Source organism: Sphingomonas sp. LR55 (assembly GCF_036856015.1).
In the GTDB taxonomy this organism is placed as follows: Bacteria; Pseudomonadota; Alphaproteobacteria; order Sphingomonadales; family Sphingomonadaceae; genus Sphingomonas.
In genome coordinates, this window is record NZ_JASPFO010000001.1 from 1,824,157 (window position 1) to 1,843,706 (window position 19,550).

A 19,550-nucleotide genomic window follows, 5' to 3' on the forward strand; every position below is an offset into this window, starting at 1 on the left:
CCACGTCCCGGTGCTTCCCCTGGACAGTCGCCATGCTAGACACTGCCCCGATGGGAGATATGCCGCATCTGTTGCTCGTCGACGACGAGCGCTCGATCCGTGAGCCGCTGGCCGCGTACCTCACCAAACAGGGGTTTCGCGTTACGCAGGCGGGTGATGCGGAGAGCGCAAGAACGCGGCTGACGGCGTATGCGATCGATCTCGTCATTCTCGATATCATGATGCCGGGCGAGGACGGGCTGTCGCTGTGCCGCCACATCGCCGCGACCAGTGACGTGCCGGTTATCCTGCTGACCGCGCGGACCGAGGAGACCGACCGGATCGTCGGGCTCGAAATGGGCGCGGACGATTATGTGGTGAAGCCGTTCTCGCCGCGAGAGCTGGCGACGCGGGTAAAGGTCATTTTACGCCGCGCGACCGCGGGCGGGGCGCGGCAACATGCGCCCGAGGCGAACGCCTATGCCTTTGCCGGCTGGGTGCTGAAATCGGGCGAGCGTGCGCTGGTCGACCGCGAGGGCGTGTCGGTGCCGCTGTCGACCGGCGAGTATAACCTGCTGCTCGCGCTGGTAACGCGGCCGCGCCAGGTGCTCACGCGCGACCAGTTGCTCGACCTGACTCAGGGGCGCGAGGCCGCGGCGTTCGATCGCGCGGTCGACAATCAGGTCAGCCGGTTGCGGCGCAAGATCGAGACCGATGCCAAGACGCCCGAGTTGATCAAGACGGTCTGGGGCGGCGGCTATACGCTGGCCGCCGAAGTGACCCGTCTGTGATCGCCCTCCCATGATCCTACGCTCATGACCCGCCCCTGGCCGCGCAATCTGGCCGGGCAGATGGCGTTGCTGATCGCGCTCGCGCTGTTCGTCGCGCAGGCGATCAACTTCGGGCTGGTCCTGCGCGATCGGATCGAGTTTCGCCTTTCGCAAGCGACCCGCCCGGTCGCGACCCGGATCGCCGATGCGCTCGACCGCGAGGCGCATGGCGGGCGTCCCCTGACCGCGGACCGCGGCCGCGTCCGCCGTCTTCCCGCCGATCCGATCCGACGGATCGGAAACGCCGGAAACGAAAGCCATCCCGAGGTCGCCGCCGAACTTCGCCGCCAGCTCGCCGATCAGGGCGTGACTGTCGGGCGGATCGATACCGGGCTGCAGCCCTCGACGCTCGACGACGACAGCGACCGCGACAATCGCCGTCGGGCGGGAATCCGCCGTGGCGAGCGCGATGGCGCCACGCTGTTGATCGCGGTCGAACAGCCCGGCCGCGGCTGGCTGACGATCACCGCGCCGTGGCCGCAACCCGGCGCGCGCCTGCTGTTCGCGTTGCTGAGCCAGACCGCGATCCTCTACATCATCGTCCTGCTGCCGGTGCTGTGGATCGTCCGCCGGCTGTCGCGACCGCTGCGCGATCTGCGCGTGGCGGCGGAGCGGTTTCGGCCCGGCGAACCGGGCGCGCCGATGCCGGCGGAAGGGCCCGACGACGTCGCAGCGCTGATCACCGCGTTCAACGCGCTGCGGCTGCGGGTGACGGGGATGCTCGACGAGAAGGATCGCATGCTCGGCGCGATCGGGCATGATCTGCGCACGCCGCTCGCCGCGCTGCGGGTGCGGATCGAGTCGGTCGAGGACGATGTCGATCGCGCGAAGATGATCGACACCGTCGCCGAAATGAACCGGACGCTCGACGACATCCTGTCGCTGGCGCGGCTGGGACGACCGAGCGAGCCGCCTACGGATGTCGATCTGGCCGCGCTGGTCGATGCGGTGGTCGAGGATTTTCGCGACATCGGCAGCGAGGTGAGCTTCGTCGAGGCGGATCGGTTGCGAATGCGGTTGCGGCCGTCGCTGATGCGCCGCGCGGTACGCAACCTGATCGAGAACGCGGTGAAGTATGGCGTTTCGGCGGAGGTACGGGTCGAAGCCGGGGCGCGGTCCGTTGCCATCGTGGTGGCCGATCAAGGCCCGGGCATTCCCGAGGACCGGATGGGCGACGTGTTCGATGCCTTCACGCGGCTGGAGAGTTCGCGAAACCGGGAGACGGGGGGATCGGGCTTGGGCTGGCGCTGGCCCGCGCGATCGTACGCGAGGCTGGTGGAGAAATCCGGCTGGTGAACCGCACGCCGTCGGATCAGGCTGGCGGCGGCCTCGACGCGATCATCGAACTGCCGCGCTAGCGCCTTCTGCTCCCTCTCCCCTCCGGGGAGAGGGTCGGGGTGAGGGGCGGCCAAACAGTGGTCCGCCCGGAACAGCCCCTCACCCCAGCCCTCTCCCCGCAGGGGAGAGGGAGCAGTAAGTTCAATCCTCGACGATCTGGCTGTGTGTGCGCGTGTCCTTCATGCGGAGGTACACGATCAGCGACACGCCGATCATCGCGGTCACATACCAGTAGAAGCCGCGCTCCATGCCTTCGTTCTTGAGCCATAGCGCGACGTATTCGGCCGTCCCGCCGAACATCGTGTTGGCCAGCGCGTACGGCAGTGCCACGCCCAGCGCGCGGACATGCGCGGGAAACAGCTCCGCCTTCACCACCGCGTTGATCGCAGTGTAACCGGTCACGATGAACAGCGAGCCCACGACGAGGCCGAACGCCAGATAGGGGTTCGTCGCGGTTTCGAGGACGGTGAAGATCGGCACCGTGCACAGCACGCCGGCGATCCCGAACCCGACCATCAGCGGTTTCCGCCCGATGCGGTCCGACAACGCCCCCGCCAAGGGCTGGAACGCTGCGTACAACGCCAGCGCCGCGGTCATGATCAGCGTCGCGGATTCACGGCTGAACCCGCTCGTGTTGACCAGGAACTTCTGCATGTACGTGGTGTACGCATAGAAGGCGAGCGTACCGCCCGCGGTCAGCAGCAGCACGGTGAACGCCTCGCGCGGGTATTTGCTGAACAGCAGCCAGCCGCTCGATTTGGGCGTGCCGTCAGCCTTGGCGTTCTGATAGCTCTCGGTCTCGAGCAGCCCGCGACGGATGCGGAACACCACCAGCGCGAGCACACCGCCGATCGCGAACGGAATACGCCAGCCCCACGCGTCGAGCTGCGCCGTGTCGAGCGTCGACTGCAGCAGCAACAGCACGCCAAGCGCGAGCAACTGCCCCGCGATCAGCGTGACGTACTGGAAGCTGGAGAAGAAGCCGCGCCGCGACTTGCCCGCCATCTCCGACAGATACACCGCACTCGCGCCATATTCGCCGCCGACGCTGAGGCCCTGCATCAACCGCGCGAGGATCAGCAGCGCCGGCGCAATCCAGCCGATCGTCGCGAAGCCCGGCGTGATCGCGATCAGGAACGAGCCCGCGCACATCAGCGTCACCGACAGCGTCAGGCCCGATTTGCGCCCGTGCCGATCGGCATAGATGCCCATCACCCACGCGCCGATCGGCCGCATCAGGAAGCCGACCGCGAACACCGCGGCGACGCTCATCAGCTGCGCGGTCGCATTGCCCTTGGGGAAGAACACCGGCGCGAAATACAGTCCGAATGCCGAATAGACGTACCAGTCGAACCACTCGACCAGATTGCCTGCCGACCCGCCGAGGATCGATTTGAGGCGGTGGTTCTTCTCGGGCGGGATTGTCGTGCTCGCCATCATTTAGCTCCCTGCACAGCTGAAGTTGGGGCGAAACCGCGCTTCTTGAGCAGCGCGTTGACATCCGGATCGCGGCCTCGGAAGGCGCGATACGCCTCGGCACGATCGGTTTCGTTCCCCGTCGACAGCAGCACCTTGGCGAACTTGTCCGCCGTGGCCTTGTCCCACGGGCTGCCGGCTTCCTCGAACGCCGCGAAGGTGTCCGCGTCCATCGTTTCGGACCAGAGGTAGCTGTAATAGCCCGCCGAATAGCTGTCCGACGCGAACAGATGCTGGAACTGCGGCACGCGGTGACGCATCACCAGCTGCTTCGGCATGCCGATCTCGGCGAGCGTCGCGGCCTCGAACTTGTCGGGATCGATCACGCCGTCGGGGACGGTGTGGATCTTCATGTCGACGATCGCCGACGACAGATACTCCGTGGTCTTGAAGCCCTCGTTGAACTTGCTCGACTGCTCGATCTTGTCGAGCAACGCCTGCGGCATCGCTGCCTTGGTCTGGTAGTGCCGCGCATATTTGTCGAGCACGTCGCGGGTCAGCAGCCAATGCTCGTTCACCTGGCTCGGATACTCCACGAAGTCGCGCGGCGTGCCCGCCAGCCCCGGATAATAGACGGTCTGGAGCATCGCGTGGATCGCGTGGCCGAACTCGTGGAACAGCGTCTGCGCATCGTCGAGGCTGATCAGGATCGGCTCGCCGGGCGCGCCCTTGGCAAAATTGTTGTTGTTCGACGACAGCACGAGCTGCGCCGGGGCGAGCCCACGTTGCCCACGATAGGTGTTCGCCCACGCGCCAGATCGCTTGCCGGTTCGCGCGAAATCGTCGCGATAGAACAGCCCGACGTCCTTGCCGTTCTTGTCGGTGACGCTCCACACCCGCATGTTCGGCTCGAACACGGGGACGGTGCCGGTGATCTCCTTGAAGGTCAGCCCGTACAGACGGTTGGCGGCGTAGAGCGAACCCTGGATGATGTTGCCGAGCTCGAAATACGGCTTCAGCTGCGCCTGATCGAGGTCGTACCGGGCCTTCCGCACCTTCTCCTGGTAGAACCGGTAATCCCACGGCTCGATCGTCAGCGAGGTGCCGGCGACCTGCTGCATGTCCGCGACTTCCTCGGCCACGCGCGCCTTGGCGGCAGGCCAGACGCGCATCATCAGGTCCATCGCCGCGGCGGGCGTCTTCGCCATCGTGTCCTGCATCCGCCAGTCGGCGTGCGTCTTGAACCCGAGCAGGTGCGCGCGGTCGGCGCGGAGTTTCACGATCTGCGCGATCGTCGCGTTCGTGTCGTTCGCATCGCCATTGTCGCCGCGATTGACGAACGCGCGCCACACCTTCTCGCGGAGCGCACGATCGGTCGCGTAGGTCAGGACCGGATCGACCGCGGACCGCGTGTTGACGATCGCGAAGCCCGGCAGCTTCCGCTCGGTCGCAGCGGCCTTGGCGACCGCCTTCACGCTGTCGGGAAGCCCGGCGAGTTGCGCCTCGTCGGTGACCGAGATGGCGGTGCTCTCGTCGGCGAGCAGCTTCTCGCCAAACGTCGAGAACGCGGTCGCGAGCTGCTGATTATACTGCGAGAGCTGCGCCTTCTGCGCATCGTTCAGCTTGGCGCCCTGCCGCACATAGCTGTCGTAGATCCGAGTCACGAGGCGGATCTGCTGCGCATTCAACCCGGTCGAATTGCGGGTGTCGTAGATCGCCTGGATCCGCGCGAACAGCGGCTTGTCGAACGTGATCGCGTCCGACGCGGCGGAGAATTTCGGTGACCATTCGCGGTCGAGCTTCTGGTACGCGGGCGTGTTCATGTTGCCGGTCATCACACCGAACAGCGTCATCACCTGGCCGTAGCGCTTGCCGGCTAGCTGCATCGGCACGATCGTGTTGGCGAATGTCGGCTTTGCCGGATTGTCGGCAATCTTGCGGTAGTCCGCGGTGCGCTCGGCCAGTGTGGTCTCGAACCCCTGTGGGAACAGCTCGGGGCGAACCTTATCCCAGGGCGGCACCCCGCCCATCGGGCCGGTCCAATCGGCGAGCAGAGGATTTGCGGCGGGTGTCGTCGTGGCCGCACCAGTCTGCGCGACGACGGAGGTAGACGCCATCAGCGCAACGGCACTGGCGGCGAGGTATAGAAACTGCACATGGATCTCCCGGTCGATGTACCGGGTAGCATAGTGATAAAGTCACACAGAGGAAGCCGCGCGGGGCAATTAGCCCCCGCCGGGCTCGCCAGGCATGCTTGGCGCTCAGTCCAGCGGCAGTTCGTCGGTCGCCTGGGTCGCCGCCAATTCGGCCGCTGCGATCAGCCGCCGCCCCGTCTCCGCAGCCGCCTCGGGAGTCATGGCGATCGCCAGTCCATCGGGTCCGTCCAGCGTGACCACGCCATTTTCCGCCGCGGCGACGCCGGGGATGGTTTCAGGCTCCAACATGATCGCGCTCCCGGCAGCGGTCCCCTCGACAGGCTGCTCGGTTACAGTCAGTCGCCTTTGGAGCCGTACAGATATTGTGGTTCGAACTCCGCAACGGCTGCGAGCGCCTTCCGATCCAGAATACGGACCTCATTTGCCTTAAATGTCAGCATATTTTTTTCGCGCAGTGCTCTCAACACGCGGTTGACGTGCACCCCCGTCAGCCCGCTGGCCTCGGCGATGTCCGGCTGGGTCATCGGCAACATGAACCGGCCATCGGCCGCAAGACCGACCATTTCGAGCCGTTCGTTGAGTTCGCAGAACAAATGCGCGACCCGACCCTCGGCACCCAGGCGACCCAGTCTGAAAATCCACTCGCGGTGCATCGCGGCGTCGAGCAACGTACTGAACCAGAGCTTTTGGGTGAGGTGCGGGTAGCGTTCGGTGATCGTCTGCAGCGTGTTATGATCGTAGCAGGCGATCTTGACCGGCCCCAGCGTTGCGATGTCGTGATCGAGCCGCTTCATCGGGAAGGCGTGGAGGTCGACGAAATCGCCTGGGACATGCACTGCGACCAACTGTCGCTGCCCCTCACGATCGTCCATATAGCGACATACGAATCCTTCGAGCAGCAACGTGCTGGTCTCGATGATCGCGCCTGCGCGTACGATCTGCTTCCGGGCGGCGATCTGCCGCACCGACCCGATGCTGTCCTCCAGCACCCGCTTTTCTTCGTCGCTCAGTTCGTGCCGGCCACGACCCAACAGAAATTTACCCGAGATCATCCAAGTCCCCTCTTCGCGCGACCTCGTACCGTGGTCGAACCTAGAAGAACAGATCGGGACCCGTACTGATCTTCATCAAGACCTCACCGAGGATGAAACCCGACAAGCTCTACATCAGGCAATTTCAAGGCCGACGGGTCGCGCGCCGACCGAACGGCGCAACGACTCCCTGCCAGCCTAGCCGAAATCAGGGCTGGACAGGGACCGCACCGGGAGCACCCGGGGCGCCGCCCGGCATGCCGCGCTGCTGCATCTGGGCCTGCGCCTGCATCTGCTGGACGACGCTCTGCGGGAGGAAGTCGAGCATTTCGACGTCGAATACGAGCGTCGAGTTCGCCGGGATCGGCCCGGTCGCCTTGTCGCCATAGCCAAGCGACGGCTTCATCCAGAAGCGATACTTCGCGCCCTTCGGCATCAGCTTGAGCGCTTCCGAAAAGCCAGGGACAACGCCGGTAACGGGCATCGGCGTCGGCTGCTGCGACTTGTCGAAGGTCGTGCCGTTGAGCAGCTTGCCCTCGTAATTGACGAGCGCAACGTCCGCATCGGTCGGCTTCGCAGCGCCAGTCTTACCCGGCGCCAGCACCTTGTACTGAAGACCCGATGCCGTCACCACGACGCCGCGGGCACGGGCGTTGCGCGCCAGCGGATCATCACCCTGCCGCGCAAGCGCGACAGCCGCGATCAACGCGAGCGCGATCCCAACCCAAAGATAGACAAGATAGCTGCGCTTGGTCGGCTGCAGCGGCACGGCGGTGACGGTCGACATCGGATCTAGCCCCGGTCATCTGGTCACGCCGGAGCGCCGCGCGTGCCGTTGTAAAGTCTTGCGACTAAATCATCACGGGGTTGCTACGATCGCAACCCCGAACATCATGATCCCGCACCCGATCGCACGATAGCGATCGATCCGCGGGACCGATCAACGCTTACCGTGCGCCGTCACGCTCGGCGCGCTTGCGGTCGAGCTTGCGCGAGCGACGGATCGCTGCTGCACGCTCGCGCGCGCTTCTCGGACGGCTTCTCGTAGTGACGGCGCAACTTCATCTCGCGATACACGCCTTCGCGCTGCAGCTTCTTCTTAAGCGCGCGAAGGGCCTGGTCGACGTTGTTGTCGCGTACGATGATCTGCATAAACCCGTTTAGCTCCGGTCGAATATATTTAGCCGTCGCGAACAGGTCCGCGCCGCATGAACCGTGGCCCCTACCAGCGCCTGCCCGAGGTTTCAAGCCTGTGCACCCGCCCCCCGTTGAATCGCGTCGTTTGCGAGACCCGTACCGTGGCGCTAGGAGCGGCGCATGACCCGAATTCCCCTTACGCTCTATAACAGTCTCTCGCGCGCGATCGAGACGTTCCGGCCGATCGATCCGACCAATGTCGGCATCTATTCATGCGGGCCGACGGTCTACAACTACGCACATATCGGCAATTTGCGCGCGTACGTGTTCACCGACACGCTGAGCCGCGTGCTGACGTGGAAGGGCTATCCGCTCACCCACATCATCAACATCACCGATGTCGGGCATCTGACGTCGGATGCCGACGCCGGCGACGACAAGATGGAGGCGGCAGCGCGTGCGAGCGGCCAGGATATCTGGGCGATCGCAAAGCACTATACCGATGCGTTCAAGCAGAACCTCGTCGACCTGAACATCCGCGAGCCCAGCAAATTCCCGCTCGCCACCGATCACATCGCCGAGATGATCGCGTTCGCCGAGGCAATCGCCGAGCGCCACTGCTACGTCCTGCCCGACGGCCTGTACTTCGATACGACGACGGTGCCCGATTATGGCCGCCTCGCGCGGTCGCAGGACGACGCGGGCGAGAGCCGGATCGATCCGGTCGCGGGCAAGCGCAACCCGCAGGATTTCGCGATTTGGCGGACATCGGCACCGGGCGAGAACCGTCAGATGGAGTGGGACTCGCCCTGGGGGCGCGGCGCACCGGGCTGGCATCTCGAATGCTCGGTGATGAGCAAGAAATATCTCGGCGCGACGTTCGACATCCACACCGGCGGGATCGATCACCGCGAGATCCACCACCCGAACGAGATCGCGCAGAACCAGGCGCATTGCGAGTGCGGCGATACCGGCGCGACGCTGTGGATGCACAACAACTTCCTGGTCGAGCGGTCGGGCAAGATGTCGAAATCGGGCGGCGCGTTCACCACGCTGCAGTTGCTGATCGATCGCGGTTTCCACCCGCTCGCCTACCGTCTGATGTGCCTTCAGGCGCAGTATCGCAGCGAGCTTGAGTTCTCGTGGGAGAACCTCGCCGCAGCGCAGACGCGGCTGAAGCGGCTGGCGATTACCGTCGATGCCTTGCGCCAGCGACCGCCGGGTGGACCCTCGGGGAGCGCCCTCGCCTATCGCGATCGACTCGATGCCGCGGTGTCGGACGATCTCTCGACGCCGCGCGCGTTGCCGATCCTTGACGAGATGCTCGGCGACAAGCGGGTCGCGCCGGCGGATCGGCTGGACGCGCTGATCGATTTCGACGCGGTGCTGGGGCTCGACCTCGCGACGATCCGCCGCGAGGATCTGCGTATCCGCCCGGCCGACGCGAAGCTGGACGAGGCGACGATCTACGCCCGGCTCGAGGAGCGGCGGGACGCGCGTGGCGAAGGATTTTCCGCGATCCGATGCGATCCGCGACGAACTGGCGGCGGCGGGCGTCGAGGTCATGGACGGCGACCCGCTCGGCTGGGACTGGAAGCTCGGCTAGAGGCTCAGCGGAAGCCGAGCCAGTATAGCAGGCCGATGTTGACCGCGAGCAGGGGTAAGGCGGTCGGTATCTGCGCGCGGATGACGGCGTTCTTGTCCTTCAACTCGAGCAGCGCGGCGGGGACGAGATTGAAGTTGGCCGCCATCGGCGTCATCAGCGTGCCGCAGAACCCGCTAAGCATACCGATCGCGGCGACCACCGCGGGATCGCCGCCGTAATGGCGCACGAGCAGCGGGATGCCGATCGCCGCGGCCATCACCGGGAACGCGGCGAACGCGTTGCCCATGATCATCGTGAACAGCGCCATGCCGAGCGTATAGGCGAGCACTGCGCCGATCAGGCTGCCCTCGGGGATCGCGTGGCCGGCCAGACCGCCGACCACGTCGCCGACGCCGGCCAGTGCGAAGACGGCGCCGAGACTCGCCAGCATCTGCGGGAGCACGGCGGCCCAACCGATCGCGTCCATCAGCCTGACGCCTTCCGCGAGGGTGTTGCGATACGGGGGCGGAACCAGAGTTGCATCGCGACCAGCGCTATCAGGACACCACAGGTGAGCGCGACAAGCGTCGCCTGCTTGGGATCGACGAGGCTCGGGACTGCGCGGAAGAGGACGGTGCCGCCGAGTGCCGCGGCGGGGATGATCAGCGCGGGCAGGAATATCCGGTTGCCGAGCCTTTCGGCTTTGGCGCGCCGCTCGTCGAGCGTGGTGGTGGCACGCCCGCCCCGCCCCATCGCGCCCGACCCCGCGATCGCGACCAGAGCCAGGACGAGAACGCCGTTGCCGACATCGCCGAGCTTTCCGCCGATCAGAAAGCTGATCGCCAGCACCGCGTAGAACGCCGCGTTACCGAAGCGCTTTGGGTTGGTGCGATCGGTCGCGCTCAGTATCGCGAAGGCTGCGAACATCAGGCCCGCGACGCCGTAGATAAAGCCGGTGCCGATCACTTCGCGGATCGCGGCGCGCGCCAGTCTGCGATCGAGCAGCCAGAGGCGGAAGCCGTGGATCACGAACGCGGCGATCGCGGTCGGGATCGCCCACATCGAGAGGTGGAGCGGCTGGATGACGATGCCGTAGCCCTCCAGCACGCCCTTCATCAGCAGGATCGAGCCGATCGCGATGAAGATATCCTCGCCGAAGAAGAGCCCGATATTGTCGGTCGCGGCGGCCATGGCGGGGATGCGGTCGCCGCCGGGCTCGACGCCCTGCGCTTCGGCGGCGGCTTCGGCCATCGGCGCGACCAGCGGCCGGACGCTTTGTGCGGGGCCGGCGATCGAAGTCAGGCCGAGGGCTGCCGTAAGCTGGCGGAACAGCAGGTAACCGATCAGCAGTCGCCCGACCGTTGCGCCCCTGAGCTTGGCGATGGCGAGCCGGGCACGCTCCTGCAGGCCGTGGCGTTCGAGCAGCCCGATGACCGGCAGGACGATGTAGATCACGGTGACGTAGCGGTTCTCGTTGAACGCCTTCCCGAACGCGGCGAGAATCGCGAGTGGCGCTATCCCGGCGGCAAGACCGGTAACGAGCGCGGAGACAGCAACTACCAGCAGCGGATTGAACCGGAGCAGGAAGCCGGCGACGATCACCGCGATGCCGCACAGGACCAGCATGCCGTCTAGCGCGCCTGCTTGGCGAGATCGGCGGCGAACGCGGTCTTGGCCTTCGCGACGATCTTCGGGAGCAGATTGGGGTCGACGAACGCGGTCGTATCGCCAGCCTGACGGCGTTTACCCCTGCCGATTACGTCGGTGAGTTCTGGGTGCGAGGGCAGGACGATATCGGCATGCAACGTGCCGAGCATCGCGATGCTGCGGCGATAGTCGGCGACGATGCCGGGATAGGCGCGGTTGCCGACCAGGCGGTTGCCGGCGACGCTGACGCTGCACGGGAAGACGACGTCGAGCAGGCGCGGCCTTGCGGGGATCCGCATCGTCCAGGTTGTGCAGCCGGGCGTGTGACCGGGTGTGGCGCGTGCGGTCAATGTGGTGGTGCCGAGCGTCACCGTTTCGCCATCGCGTATGCCGCGGTCGACGTGCACCTTCGGGAAGCGGATGACGCCGTAGTTGGTTTCACCCGGCGGTATGCCGGTTTCGAGCGCGCGGACGTCGCCGGCGCCGGCGACCACGCGCGCGCCGGTCGCCCGTTTGAGCGCGGCGACGCCCGCGGCGTGATCGAAATGCGCGTGGGTCACGAGGATTAGCTTTACGTCGTGAAGCCGCACGCCGGTCTTTTCGATATTGCGCCCGATCATGCCTGCATTCTCAGCAAGCGTACCGTCGATCAGGATCGCGCCGGCGCTGGTCTTGATGAGGTAGGCGGCGATACCTTCGCTGCCGACATAAATGATCGGGCCGGCGATTGGGAACGGGGCTTGCGGCCGGGTCCAGGCTGGTGGGTCGGCCGCGCCTAGCAGCAGTGGGGCGGTGGCGACGATCGCTAGAGCGCCCACCAACGACCGCGCGTGGAAGCTCAGCAATCCTCCCCCGCCAGGGGGAGGTGGCAGGCGTAGCCTGACGGAGGGGGCGGTCAGCGGCAACCTCTGCATCTTATCCTCCCCCTCCGTCTGGCAAGAGCCAGACACCTCCCCTTGCGGGGGAGGATCGTTAAAACGCCCGTCTAGCTTATTCCCACTCGATCGTGCCGGGCGGCTTCGAGGTGTAGTCGTAGGTCACGCGGTTGATGCCCTTGACCTCGTTGATGATCCGGGTCGCAACGCGCGGCAGGAAGTCGCCGGGGAACTGGAACGCCTGTGCGGTCATGCCATCGGTCGAGGTTACCGCGCGGAGAGCGAGCACGTTGTCATAGGTGCGGCCGTCGCCCATCACGCCAACGCTGCGGACCGGGAGCAGTACCGCGAACGCCTGCCAGATCGTGTCGTAGAGACCCGCCGCGCGGATCTCCTCGAGATAGATCGCGTCGGCCTTGCGCAGGATGTCGCAGCGTTCCTTGGTGACCTCGCCGGGGATGCGGATTGCGAGGCCCGGTCCGGGAAACGGGTGGCGGCCGACGAAGATCTCGGGAAGCCCGAGTTCGCGGCCGAGCACGCGGACCTCGTCCTTGAACAGTTCGCGCAACGGCTCGACGAGCTTCATGTTCATGCGCTCGGGCAGGCCACCGACATTGTGGTGGCTCTTGATTGTCACCGACGGGCCGCCGGTGAAGCTGACGCTCTCGATCACGTCGGGATACAGCGTGCCCTGCGCGAGGAATTCCGCGCCACCGAGCTTCTTCGCCTCGGTGTCGAACACGTCGATGAAGGTCTTGCCGATGAACTTGCGCTTCAGCTCGGGGTCGGTGATCCCGGCGAGGCCGCTCAGGAACAGCTCCTCGACGTTCACGTGGATCAGCGGGATGTTGTAGGCGCCGCGGAACAGGCTGACGACCTGCTCGCTCTCGCCCGCGCGCATCAGGCCGTGGTCGACATAGACGCAGGTGAGTTGCTCGCCGATCGCCTCGTGGATCAACACCGCCGCGACTGCGGAGTCGACGCCGCCCGACAGGCCGCAGATGACGCGGCCCTTGCCGACCTGCGCGCGGATCTCGGCGATCTTGGTCTCGCGGAACTCGGCCATCGTCCAGTCGCCGCTGAGCCCGCAGACGTGGCGCGCGAAGTTGGCGATCAGCTTGCCACCATCGGGGGTGTGGACGACCTCGGGGTGGAACTGGACGCCGTAGAAGCGTCGCGCCTCGTCGGCCACGATCGCGTAGGGCGCGCCGGTCGAGGTGGCGACGGGGGTGAAGCCGGGCGGGATCGCGTCGACCTTGTCGCCGTGGCTCATCCAGACCTGGTGGCGCTCGCCCTCGGCCCAGAGGCCGTCGAACAGCGCGCAGTTGGACTTGACCTCAATGAACGCGCTGCCGAACTCGCCACCGTCGCCCGAGACGATCACGTTGCCGCCGAGCTGTGCGGACATGACCTGCTGGCCGTAGCAGATGCCGAGGATCGGGATGCCCGCCTCGAAGAAGCGCTGCGGCACGCGCGGGGAATTCTCGGCGGTGACCGAGGCAGGGCCGCCGGAGAGGATGATGCCCTTGGGCTGCATCCGGTCGAACGCGGCCTCGGCGGACTGGAAGGGGGCGATCTCGCTATAGACGCCGGCCTCGCGCACGCGGCGGGCGATCAGCTGGGTTACCTGGCTGCCGAAATCGACGATGAGAATGCTGTCTGGGTGCTCCATGTCGGGCGCATAGCCGGATGGGGCCCGTAACGAAAGAGGCCGCGCTTCCCGGATGGGAAACGCGGCCTGCAATTCGAATACTACTAGGCGGGAATTATGCCGCTTCGTTGTAATCCTCGTCGGACATCACCGGACCCGAATCCTGGCCCTTTGCCGAGACGTCGCGGTCGACGAACTCGATGACGGCCATAGGCGAGGCGTCCGACATGCGGATACCGGCCTTGATGACGCGGGTGTAACCGCCGTTGCGATCTGCGTAACGGGTCGCGAGCGTGTCGAACAACTTGATCAGCTGCGCATCGTCGAGCAGCTTGCCGTGCGCGAGACGACGGTTGGACAGGCCACCCTTCTTCGCGAGCGTGATCAGCTTTTCGACGTAAGGACGCAGTTCCTTCGCCTTGGCGACGGTGGTGGTGATCTGCTCATGCTTGATGAGCGCGGCGCTCATGTTGCGGAACAGAGCAAGACGGTGGGCCGAGGTCCGCTGAAGCTTACGGCCGCCTACGCGATGGCGCATGTTTAATACCTTTTCGTTCGTTCAGGGGCCGTATGAGGTACCCGGGAGCTGGTCGCCGTTAAGGCCGCGACCGATCGCCTTTCGTAAAAGAAGGTTAGGATAAGGTTACGCCTAGGACGCTTCCTCAGCCTCACCGTCATCCCAGCGAACGCTGGGATCTCCATGAGGAACGGACCGGACCCGAACCGCGATACCCCAGCTTTCGCTGGGGTGACGGCATGGGGTCCGGAAGCGCTTAGCCCATTATTTCCTGCTCGAGCTTCTTGGCCATCTCTTCGATGTTCTCAGGTGGCCAGCCGGGGATTTCCATACCCAGGCGAAGACCCATCGACGACAGCACTTCCTTGATCTCGTTCAAGGACTTGCGGCCGAAGTTAGGCGTACGCAGCATCTCGGCTTCGGTCTTGCCGACCAGATCGCCGATGTAGATGATGTTGTCGTTCTTGAGGCAGTTCGCCGAACGCACCGACAGCTCCAACTCGTCGACCTTCTTGAGAAGGTAACGGTTGATCTGCTGCGTGTCGCCTGCTGGCTCCGCACCACCGGCAGCAGGGGCTGCCTGGCCGATCGGGGCCGACGAGCGCGTGACCGACGAATCGTCGAAGTGGACGAACAGCGCGAGTTGGTCCTGGAGGATGCGCCCTGCGTAACCCACAGCGTCTTCCGGGGTGATCGTGCCGTCGGTTTCGATCGTCAGCGTCAGCTTGTCGTAATCCAGGTCCTGACCGACGCGGGTCGGGTCGACCTTGTACGAAACCTGACGTACCGGCGAGTACAGCGCATCGACCGGGATCAGACCGATCGGCGCGTCGGCCGGGCGGTTTGCGGTCGCGGGCACGTAACCCTTACCGATATCGGCGGTCAGCTCCATGTTGAGCGTCGCACCCTCATCGAGGTGGCAGATCACGAGATCCTTGTTCATGATCTCGATGTCGCCCGAGACGGCGATGTCGCCGGCCTTGACTTCACCCGGACCCGTTGCCGAGAGCTGGAGGCGCTTGGGCCCCTCGCCCTGCATGCGGATCGCGATCTGCTTCACGTTGAGGACGATGTCGGTCACGTCCTCGCGGACGCCGGCCAGAGACGAGAACTCATGCAGCACGTTCTCGATCTTGATCGAGGTGACGGCCGCGCCCTGCAGCGACGAGAGCAACACGCGACGCAGCGCGTTGCCGAGCGTCAGGCCGAAGCCACGCTCGAGCGGCTCGGCGATGAAGGTCGCCTTGCGCTTGGTGTCGCCACCGGCCTTTTTCTCCAGGCCGCTGGGCTTCTTGAGTTCCTGCCAGTTCTTTGCGTTGACAGACACATGCTTCCCCTAATTTGGGGGCCGGCGAACGGGTGTGTCCGCCGACCAATAAAATACACCCGTGCGGCGCGATCAACCGCGCACGGGAGGCGGAGAATCAGACGCGACGACGCTTCGAAGGGCGCACGCCGTTGTGCGGGATCGAGGTCACGTCGCGGATCGACGTGATCTGGAAACCGACTGCCTGAAGCGCGCGCAGTGCCGATTCGCGACCCGAGCCGGGGCCCTTGACCTCGACTTCGATAGTCCGGACGCCGTGCTCGGCGGCCTTCTTGCCGGCGTCTTCCGCTGCGACCTGGGCCGCGTACGGAGTCGACTTGCGCGAGCCCTTGAAGCCCATTGCGCCGGCCGACGACCACGAGATCGCGTTGCCCTGGGCATCGGTGATCGTGATCATGGTGTTGTTGAAGCTGGCATTCACGTGAGCGACGCCAGAGGTGATGTTCTTGCGCTCGCGCCGCTTAATGCGCTGAGGTTCGCGTGCCATGGTGTATTTCCTGACCTGTATCTGCGTGACGCCGGGCGGCCCGTTGGGACCAGCGCCGGCGGAGTAATCCATTGAAAAAGTGGATTACTTCTTCTTGCCGGCGATCGGCTTGGCCTTGCCCTTGCGGGTGCGCGCATTGGTATGCGTGCGCTGGCCGCGTACGGGCAAGCCCTTGCGATGACGCAGGCCGCGATAGCAGGCGAGATCCATCAGGCGCTTGATGTTCATCGAGGTCTGGCGGCGCAGATCGCCCTCGACGGTGTGATCGGCGTCGATCGTCTCGCGGATGTGCAGGACTTCCTGGTCGGTCAGGTCCTGGACGCGGGCAGTGTCGGCGATGCCGAGCTTCGCGACGATTTCCTTGGCCTTGGTCGAACCGATGCCATGAATATAGGTCAGCGCGATCACCACGCGCTTGTTGGTCGGGATATTAACACCCGCGATACGTGCCATGAACTTGGTTCTCCTGCTCCACGAGGTCCGGCATGGCTGCACAGACCCCATCTCTTAGCGATGAACCGAAACGCACGATAGCGACGAACGCAAACAAGCGCCGCCGGAACCGTCGTGTCGGGGAAAGTTCGAATAGGCGCGCGCTAACGCAGTGTCAAGCGAGCGGTTCCGCGGCGGGCGGTACGGCTTGGCGCAGCTTGAGCCAGCGGCGGAACGAGACGACCGTCCAGATCAGCTCGACCACCCCGAACGGCCAAGCACCCTGGAGGAAGCCGTAGATCGAGCCGAGCACACAGCCAAACGCAAAGCCGAGCGTCCACCAGTGCGTCCCGGCCTCCTTGGCGTAGCATAGCAGGGTGAAGGAGACTGCGGCTAGGCCGAATAGGGAGAGGAGTCCATTTGCGACCTTGTGCCCGGAATGCCGCGACAATGCCAATGCCACGCCTGACCTTATGGCAACTCCTTTGCACATCACTCTCCAAGTACCACTGTCCAAGCACCTAATAGCCGCTCCATTGTGAAAACCCATCGGATGGGTTATTTGACGTGATGGTGTAGTTCACCGCGCCCTTGGCTTTCGGTTCGTGATCTACACCCTGGATCACGAACCCGCGCATGTTCACATCACCGGCGCAGGACAGGCCAAGATCAATCTGCTGAGCGCAGATGGCAGACCGGAGATGATCCAGAGCATCGGCATCAAACGTGCCGACATCCGCCGCCTGATGGCGGAGGCGATGGAGCATCAAGCGCACTTTCTCGCGGAGTGGGAGAAGATACATGGTTCAAAAGACTGACGCCCAACTTGAAGCCCAGTTCGACGCGGCGGAAGCGCGCGGGCAGGAGTTGATGACGACCGCGGTGCGGGCGGCAGAAGCCCGTTATGATCGCACGACCGGACGCGTGACGATCGATCTGACCAATGGTTGCGCCTATGCCTTTCCGGCTCGGCTCGTCCAGGATCTGAGCGGTGCGACCGACGATCAGCTTGCCCACGTCGAAGTCGACGGCCTCGGGTTCAATCTCCATTGGCCTGCGCTCGATGCCGACCTCTACGTACCGGCGCTGGTATCAAGCCTTTTCGGTACGCGCGACTGGATGACGCGTGAGTTGGCGCGTCATGCGGGACAGACGACGTCGCCCGCCAAGGCTGCGGCGGCGCGGGCGAATGGCGCGAAGGGCGGACGCCCCCGCAAGGCCGCGTAAAGCCCGGTCACTTCCGCCCGAAGAGCTTCTCGATATCGCCGTGCGCCAGTTTCACCCAAGTGGGGCGGCCGTGGTTGCATTGGCCCGAGTGCGGGGTGACTTCCATTTCTCGAAGCAGCGCGTTCATTTCAGTTACCGACAATATGCGACCCGCGCGGACCGAGCCGTGGCAGGCCATCGTGCCGGCTACTGCGTCGAGGCGCTCTTTTAGGGATAGGGCTTCGTCGAAGGCGGCGAGTTCGTCAGCCAGGTCGGTGACGAGGCCTTTGGGGTCGCTTTGGCCGAGCAAGGCTGGGGTGGCGCGGACGAGCATCGCGTAGGGGCCGAAGCGTTCGAGGTCGAGGCCGAACTCAGACAGTTCCTCGGCGCGGGATTCGAGGCGGTCGCAGGCGGATTCGTCGAGTTCTACGACTTCGGGAATCAACAGGGCCTGGCTCGCTATGGTGCCGCCGATCAGGGCTGCGCGCATGCGTTCTAGGACGAGGCGTTCGTGGGCGGCGTGCTGGTCGACGAGGACGAGGCCGTCTTCGGCTTCGGCGACTATGTAGGTTTTCGCGACTTGGCCTCTGGCTACGCCCATGGGGAAGGCGGCGGTTTGAGGTGGAGGCGTCCAGGCGGGTTCGGCGCGCGCCTGCGGGGGTGCGGCGAAGAAGGTGGGGCGGGCTTCGTTTACGGTGCTGTAGCTTCGGCTTTCCAGCGGGAGCCTTTGGGGCGTGCCCTCACCTTCCCATCCGATTTGCGGATGGGCCCCTTCCTCTCCCCCCGGGGGAGAGGAGATGTTTTCCGGTTGCCACATCGAGAGGGCGGACTCGCTGGCGCGTTGGCTGCGGTGGCCGGCTGCGTCCAGGGCGCGGCGGAGGCCGGAGACTATGAGGCCTCTGACCATCGCGGGGTCGCGGAAGCGGACTTCGGTCTTGGCGGGGTGGACGTTGACGTCGACCTGGTCGGTGGGGATGTCGAGGAACAGTGCGACGACGGCGTGGCGGTCGCGCGGGAGCATCTCGGCATAGGCGCCGCGGATCGCGCCCATCAGCAGGCGGTCCTTTACCGGGCGGCCGTTGACGAACAGATACTGGTGGTCGGCGATGCCGCGATTATAGGTCGGCAGGCTGGCGACGCCGCCGAGTACCAGACCTTCGCGTTCGAGATCGATCGCGACCGAATTGTCGGCGAGCGCGCGGTCGGTGAGCGTTGCCACCCTGCCCGGCCTGTCCTCGACCTGCATCGCCGACAGCGCGCGGCGGCCGTCATGCTCCAGCGTGAAGCCGATGTCAGGCCGCGCCATTGCGAGCCGGCGGACGACGTCGAGGCAGGCGGCATACTCCGCGCGGGGGGATCGGAGGAATTTGCGGCGGGCGGGGACGCGGGCGAACAGATCCTCGACCACCACGCGCGTACCGGGCGGGAGCGCGGCAGGGCCTTCGCGATCGACCCGGCCATTGTCGACCGTCCGCGCCCAGCCTTCGGCACCGCGGATCCGGCTCTCGATCGTCAGCCTTGCGACGCTCGCGATCGAGGGCAACGCCTCGCCGCGAAAGCCCAACGTCACGACCGATTCGATAAACTCGTCGGGTAGCTTCGAGGTGGCATGGCGTTCGAGCGCCAGAGCCATGTCCGCAGGGGTCATCCCACAGCCGTCGTCGGCGACTTCGATCCGCGAAGTGCCGCCTTCGACAAGGAGAATCGCGACGCGTCCAGCGCCGGCGTCGATCGCGTTTTCGACTAACTCCTTCAACGCGCTGGCGGGTCTTTCCACCACTTCACCGGCGGCGATGCGATTGACCAGATGCTCGGGGAGACGCCGTATTGACATGGGTTTGCGTCTAGACCAAGCGACGGCATCCCGCGACCCGCAAACGCCATTTAAACAGGCACCCGGTGCTCGACATCACCGGCGGGTCACGCGAGATGATGT

Annotated in this window: 17 protein-coding genes and 4 pseudogenes; 5 read left to right on the forward strand and 16 right to left on the reverse strand. The window is 65.2% G+C overall.

Features of this window, described 5'->3' with window-relative positions; all coding sequences use genetic code 11:
• The first annotated feature begins 50 nt into the window (after nucleotides 1–50).
• Nucleotides 51–770 carry a response regulator gene (locus QP181_RS08595; protein WP_132740885.1) on the forward strand — a complete coding sequence of 240 codons (720 nt, stop codon included), beginning with the start codon at nucleotides 51–53 and terminating at the stop codon, nucleotides 768–770.
• A 24-nt stretch (nucleotides 771–794) separates the two neighbouring features.
• Nucleotides 795–2,105, forward strand: a complete 1,311-nt coding sequence (locus QP181_RS08600) for a sensor histidine kinase (protein WP_333928269.1) — start codon at nucleotides 795–797, stop codon at nucleotides 2,103–2,105.
• Nucleotides 2,106–2,288: 183 nt separating this feature from the next.
• Here the strand turns inward: QP181_RS08600 and QP181_RS08605 are convergent, their stop codons facing one another.
• From QP181_RS08605 to rpsU, 6 genes and pseudogenes are all read right to left on the reverse strand, one after another.
• Nucleotides 2,289–3,584 carry an MFS transporter gene (locus QP181_RS08605; protein ID WP_333922939.1) on the reverse strand — a complete coding sequence of 432 codons (1,296 nt, stop codon included), beginning with the start codon at nucleotides 3,582–3,584 and terminating at the stop codon, nucleotides 2,289–2,291.
• Complete coding sequence (locus tag QP181_RS08610) at nucleotides 3,584–5,719, reverse strand: M3 family metallopeptidase (RefSeq protein ID WP_333928270.1); 2,136 nt, start codon at nucleotides 5,717–5,719, stop codon at nucleotides 3,584–3,586. The genes QP181_RS08605 and QP181_RS08610 overlap by 1 nt, the downstream gene beginning before the upstream one ends.
• A 105-nt stretch (nucleotides 5,720–5,824) precedes the next feature.
• A complete protein-coding gene (locus tag QP181_RS08615) occupies nucleotides 5,825–6,007 on the reverse strand; it encodes a hypothetical protein (protein WP_333928271.1) in 183 nt (60 codons plus the stop codon).
• Nucleotides 6,008–6,054: 47 nt separating this feature from the next.
• Nucleotides 6,055–6,771 carry a Crp/Fnr family transcriptional regulator gene (locus QP181_RS08620; RefSeq protein WP_333928272.1) on the reverse strand — a complete coding sequence of 239 codons (717 nt, stop codon included), beginning with the start codon at nucleotides 6,769–6,771 and terminating at the stop codon, nucleotides 6,055–6,057.
• Nucleotides 6,772–6,958: 187 nt separating this feature from the next.
• Nucleotides 6,959–7,537, reverse strand: coding sequence for an FKBP-type peptidyl-prolyl cis-trans isomerase (locus tag QP181_RS08625; protein ID WP_333928273.1), 579 nt, complete (start codon nucleotides 7,535–7,537; stop codon nucleotides 6,959–6,961).
• Between the two features lie 160 nt (nucleotides 7,538–7,697).
• Nucleotides 7,698–7,902, reverse strand: a pseudogene (gene rpsU, locus QP181_RS08630) (30S ribosomal protein S21).
• 165 nt (nucleotides 7,903–8,067) lie between these two features.
• Here rpsU and cysS point away from each other — a divergent pair.
• Nucleotides 8,068–9,493 (forward strand): annotated as a pseudogene (cysS, locus tag QP181_RS08635) (cysteine--tRNA ligase).
• A 4-nt stretch (nucleotides 9,494–9,497) separates the two neighbouring features.
• Here the strand turns inward: cysS and QP181_RS08640 are convergent.
• The 9 genes and pseudogenes from QP181_RS08640 to QP181_RS08680 form a co-directional block, all read right to left on the reverse strand.
• Nucleotides 9,498–10,438, reverse strand: a pseudogene (locus QP181_RS08640) (DUF979 domain-containing protein).
• 15 nt (nucleotides 10,439–10,453) lie between these two features.
• A pseudogene (locus tag QP181_RS08645) lies at nucleotides 10,454–11,098 on the reverse strand (DUF969 domain-containing protein); the annotation flags it as partial.
• A 5-nt stretch (nucleotides 11,099–11,103) separates the two neighbouring features.
• A complete protein-coding gene (gene bla / locus QP181_RS08650) occupies nucleotides 11,104–11,937 on the reverse strand; it encodes a subclass B3 metallo-beta-lactamase (RefSeq protein WP_333929599.1) in 834 nt (277 codons plus the stop codon).
• A 172-nt stretch (nucleotides 11,938–12,109) separates the two neighbouring features.
• A complete protein-coding gene (guaA, locus tag QP181_RS08655; RefSeq protein ID WP_333928274.1) occupies nucleotides 12,110–13,666 on the reverse strand; it encodes a glutamine-hydrolyzing GMP synthase in 1,557 nt (518 codons plus the stop codon).
• A gap of 94 nt (nucleotides 13,667–13,760) precedes the next feature.
• Nucleotides 13,761–14,183 (reverse strand): 50S ribosomal protein L17, encoded by a 423-nt coding sequence (rplQ, locus tag QP181_RS08660; RefSeq protein WP_056047937.1) that lies wholly within the window; start codon nucleotides 14,181–14,183, stop codon nucleotides 13,761–13,763.
• Between the two features lie 235 nt (nucleotides 14,184–14,418).
• Nucleotides 14,419–15,489: a DNA-directed RNA polymerase subunit alpha gene (locus QP181_RS08665; protein ID WP_031395236.1), complete on the reverse strand. Its 1,071-nt coding sequence runs from the start codon at nucleotides 15,487–15,489 to the stop codon at nucleotides 14,419–14,421.
• A gap of 97 nt (nucleotides 15,490–15,586) precedes the next feature.
• Complete coding sequence (gene rpsK, locus QP181_RS08670; protein ID WP_031395237.1) at nucleotides 15,587–15,976, reverse strand: 30S ribosomal protein S11; 390 nt, start codon at nucleotides 15,974–15,976, stop codon at nucleotides 15,587–15,589.
• An 84-nt stretch (nucleotides 15,977–16,060) separates the two neighbouring features.
• Nucleotides 16,061–16,429 (reverse strand): 30S ribosomal protein S13, encoded by a 369-nt coding sequence (gene rpsM / locus QP181_RS08675; protein ID WP_056015521.1) that lies wholly within the window; start codon nucleotides 16,427–16,429, stop codon nucleotides 16,061–16,063.
• 154 nt (nucleotides 16,430–16,583) lie between these two features.
• Entirely contained in the window at nucleotides 16,584–16,871 is a 288-nt protein-coding gene (locus QP181_RS08680) for a hypothetical protein (RefSeq protein ID WP_333928275.1), read from the reverse strand.
• A 142-nt stretch (nucleotides 16,872–17,013) separates the two neighbouring features.
• Between QP181_RS08680 and QP181_RS08685 the strand changes: the two genes are divergently transcribed.
• On the forward strand, nucleotides 17,014–17,226 hold the full coding sequence (locus QP181_RS08685) for a DUF4160 domain-containing protein (RefSeq protein WP_243693320.1): 213 nt from the start codon (nucleotides 17,014–17,016) through the stop codon (nucleotides 17,224–17,226).
• Nucleotides 17,210–17,635 carry a DUF2442 domain-containing protein gene (locus QP181_RS08690; protein ID WP_333928276.1) on the forward strand — a complete coding sequence of 142 codons (426 nt, stop codon included), beginning with the start codon at nucleotides 17,210–17,212 and terminating at the stop codon, nucleotides 17,633–17,635. Before QP181_RS08685 ends, QP181_RS08690 begins: the two co-directional genes overlap by 17 nt.
• Nucleotides 17,636–17,642: 7 nt before the next feature.
• Here the strand turns inward: QP181_RS08690 and mutL are convergent, their stop codons facing one another.
• A complete protein-coding gene (mutL, locus tag QP181_RS08695; protein ID WP_333928277.1) occupies nucleotides 17,643–19,448 on the reverse strand; it encodes a DNA mismatch repair endonuclease MutL in 1,806 nt (601 codons plus the stop codon).
• Between the last annotated feature and the right edge of the window lie 102 nt (nucleotides 19,449–19,550).

Bases quoted from the DNA above. Each gene is read 5' to 3' on its own strand.
- rpsM (WP_056015521.1), bottom strand. From the start codon at position 16,429: ATGGCACGTATCGCGGGTGTTAATATCCCGACCAACAAGCGCGTGGTG.
- QP181_RS08690 (WP_333928276.1), top strand. From the start codon at position 17,210: ATGGTTCAAAAGACTGACGCCCAACTTGAAGCCCAGTTCGACGCGGCG.
- rpsK (WP_031395237.1), bottom strand. From the start codon at position 15,976: ATGGCACGCGAACCTCAGCGCATTAAGCGGCGCGAGCGCAAGAACATC.
- QP181_RS08605 (WP_333922939.1), bottom strand. From the start codon at position 3,584: ATGGCGAGCACGACAATCCCGCCCGAGAAGAACCACCGCCTCAAATCG.
- QP181_RS08595 (WP_132740885.1), top strand. From the start codon at position 51: ATGGGAGATATGCCGCATCTGTTGCTCGTCGACGACGAGCGCTCGATC.
- QP181_RS08625 (WP_333928273.1), bottom strand. From the start codon at position 7,537: ATGTCGACCGTCACCGCCGTGCCGCTGCAGCCGACCAAGCGCAGCTAT.
- QP181_RS08615 (WP_333928271.1), bottom strand. From the start codon at position 6,007: ATGTTGGAGCCTGAAACCATCCCCGGCGTCGCCGCGGCGGAAAATGGC.
- QP181_RS08600 (WP_333928269.1), top strand. From the start codon at position 795: ATGACCCGCCCCTGGCCGCGCAATCTGGCCGGGCAGATGGCGTTGCTG.
- QP181_RS08620 (WP_333928272.1), bottom strand. From the start codon at position 6,771: ATGATCTCGGGTAAATTTCTGTTGGGTCGTGGCCGGCACGAACTGAGC.
- rplQ (WP_056047937.1), bottom strand. From the start codon at position 14,183: ATGCGCCATCGCGTAGGCGGCCGTAAGCTTCAGCGGACCTCGGCCCAC.
- mutL (WP_333928277.1), bottom strand. From the start codon at position 19,448: ATGTCAATACGGCGTCTCCCCGAGCATCTGGTCAATCGCATCGCCGCC.
- guaA (WP_333928274.1), bottom strand. From the start codon at position 13,666: ATGGAGCACCCAGACAGCATTCTCATCGTCGATTTCGGCAGCCAGGTA.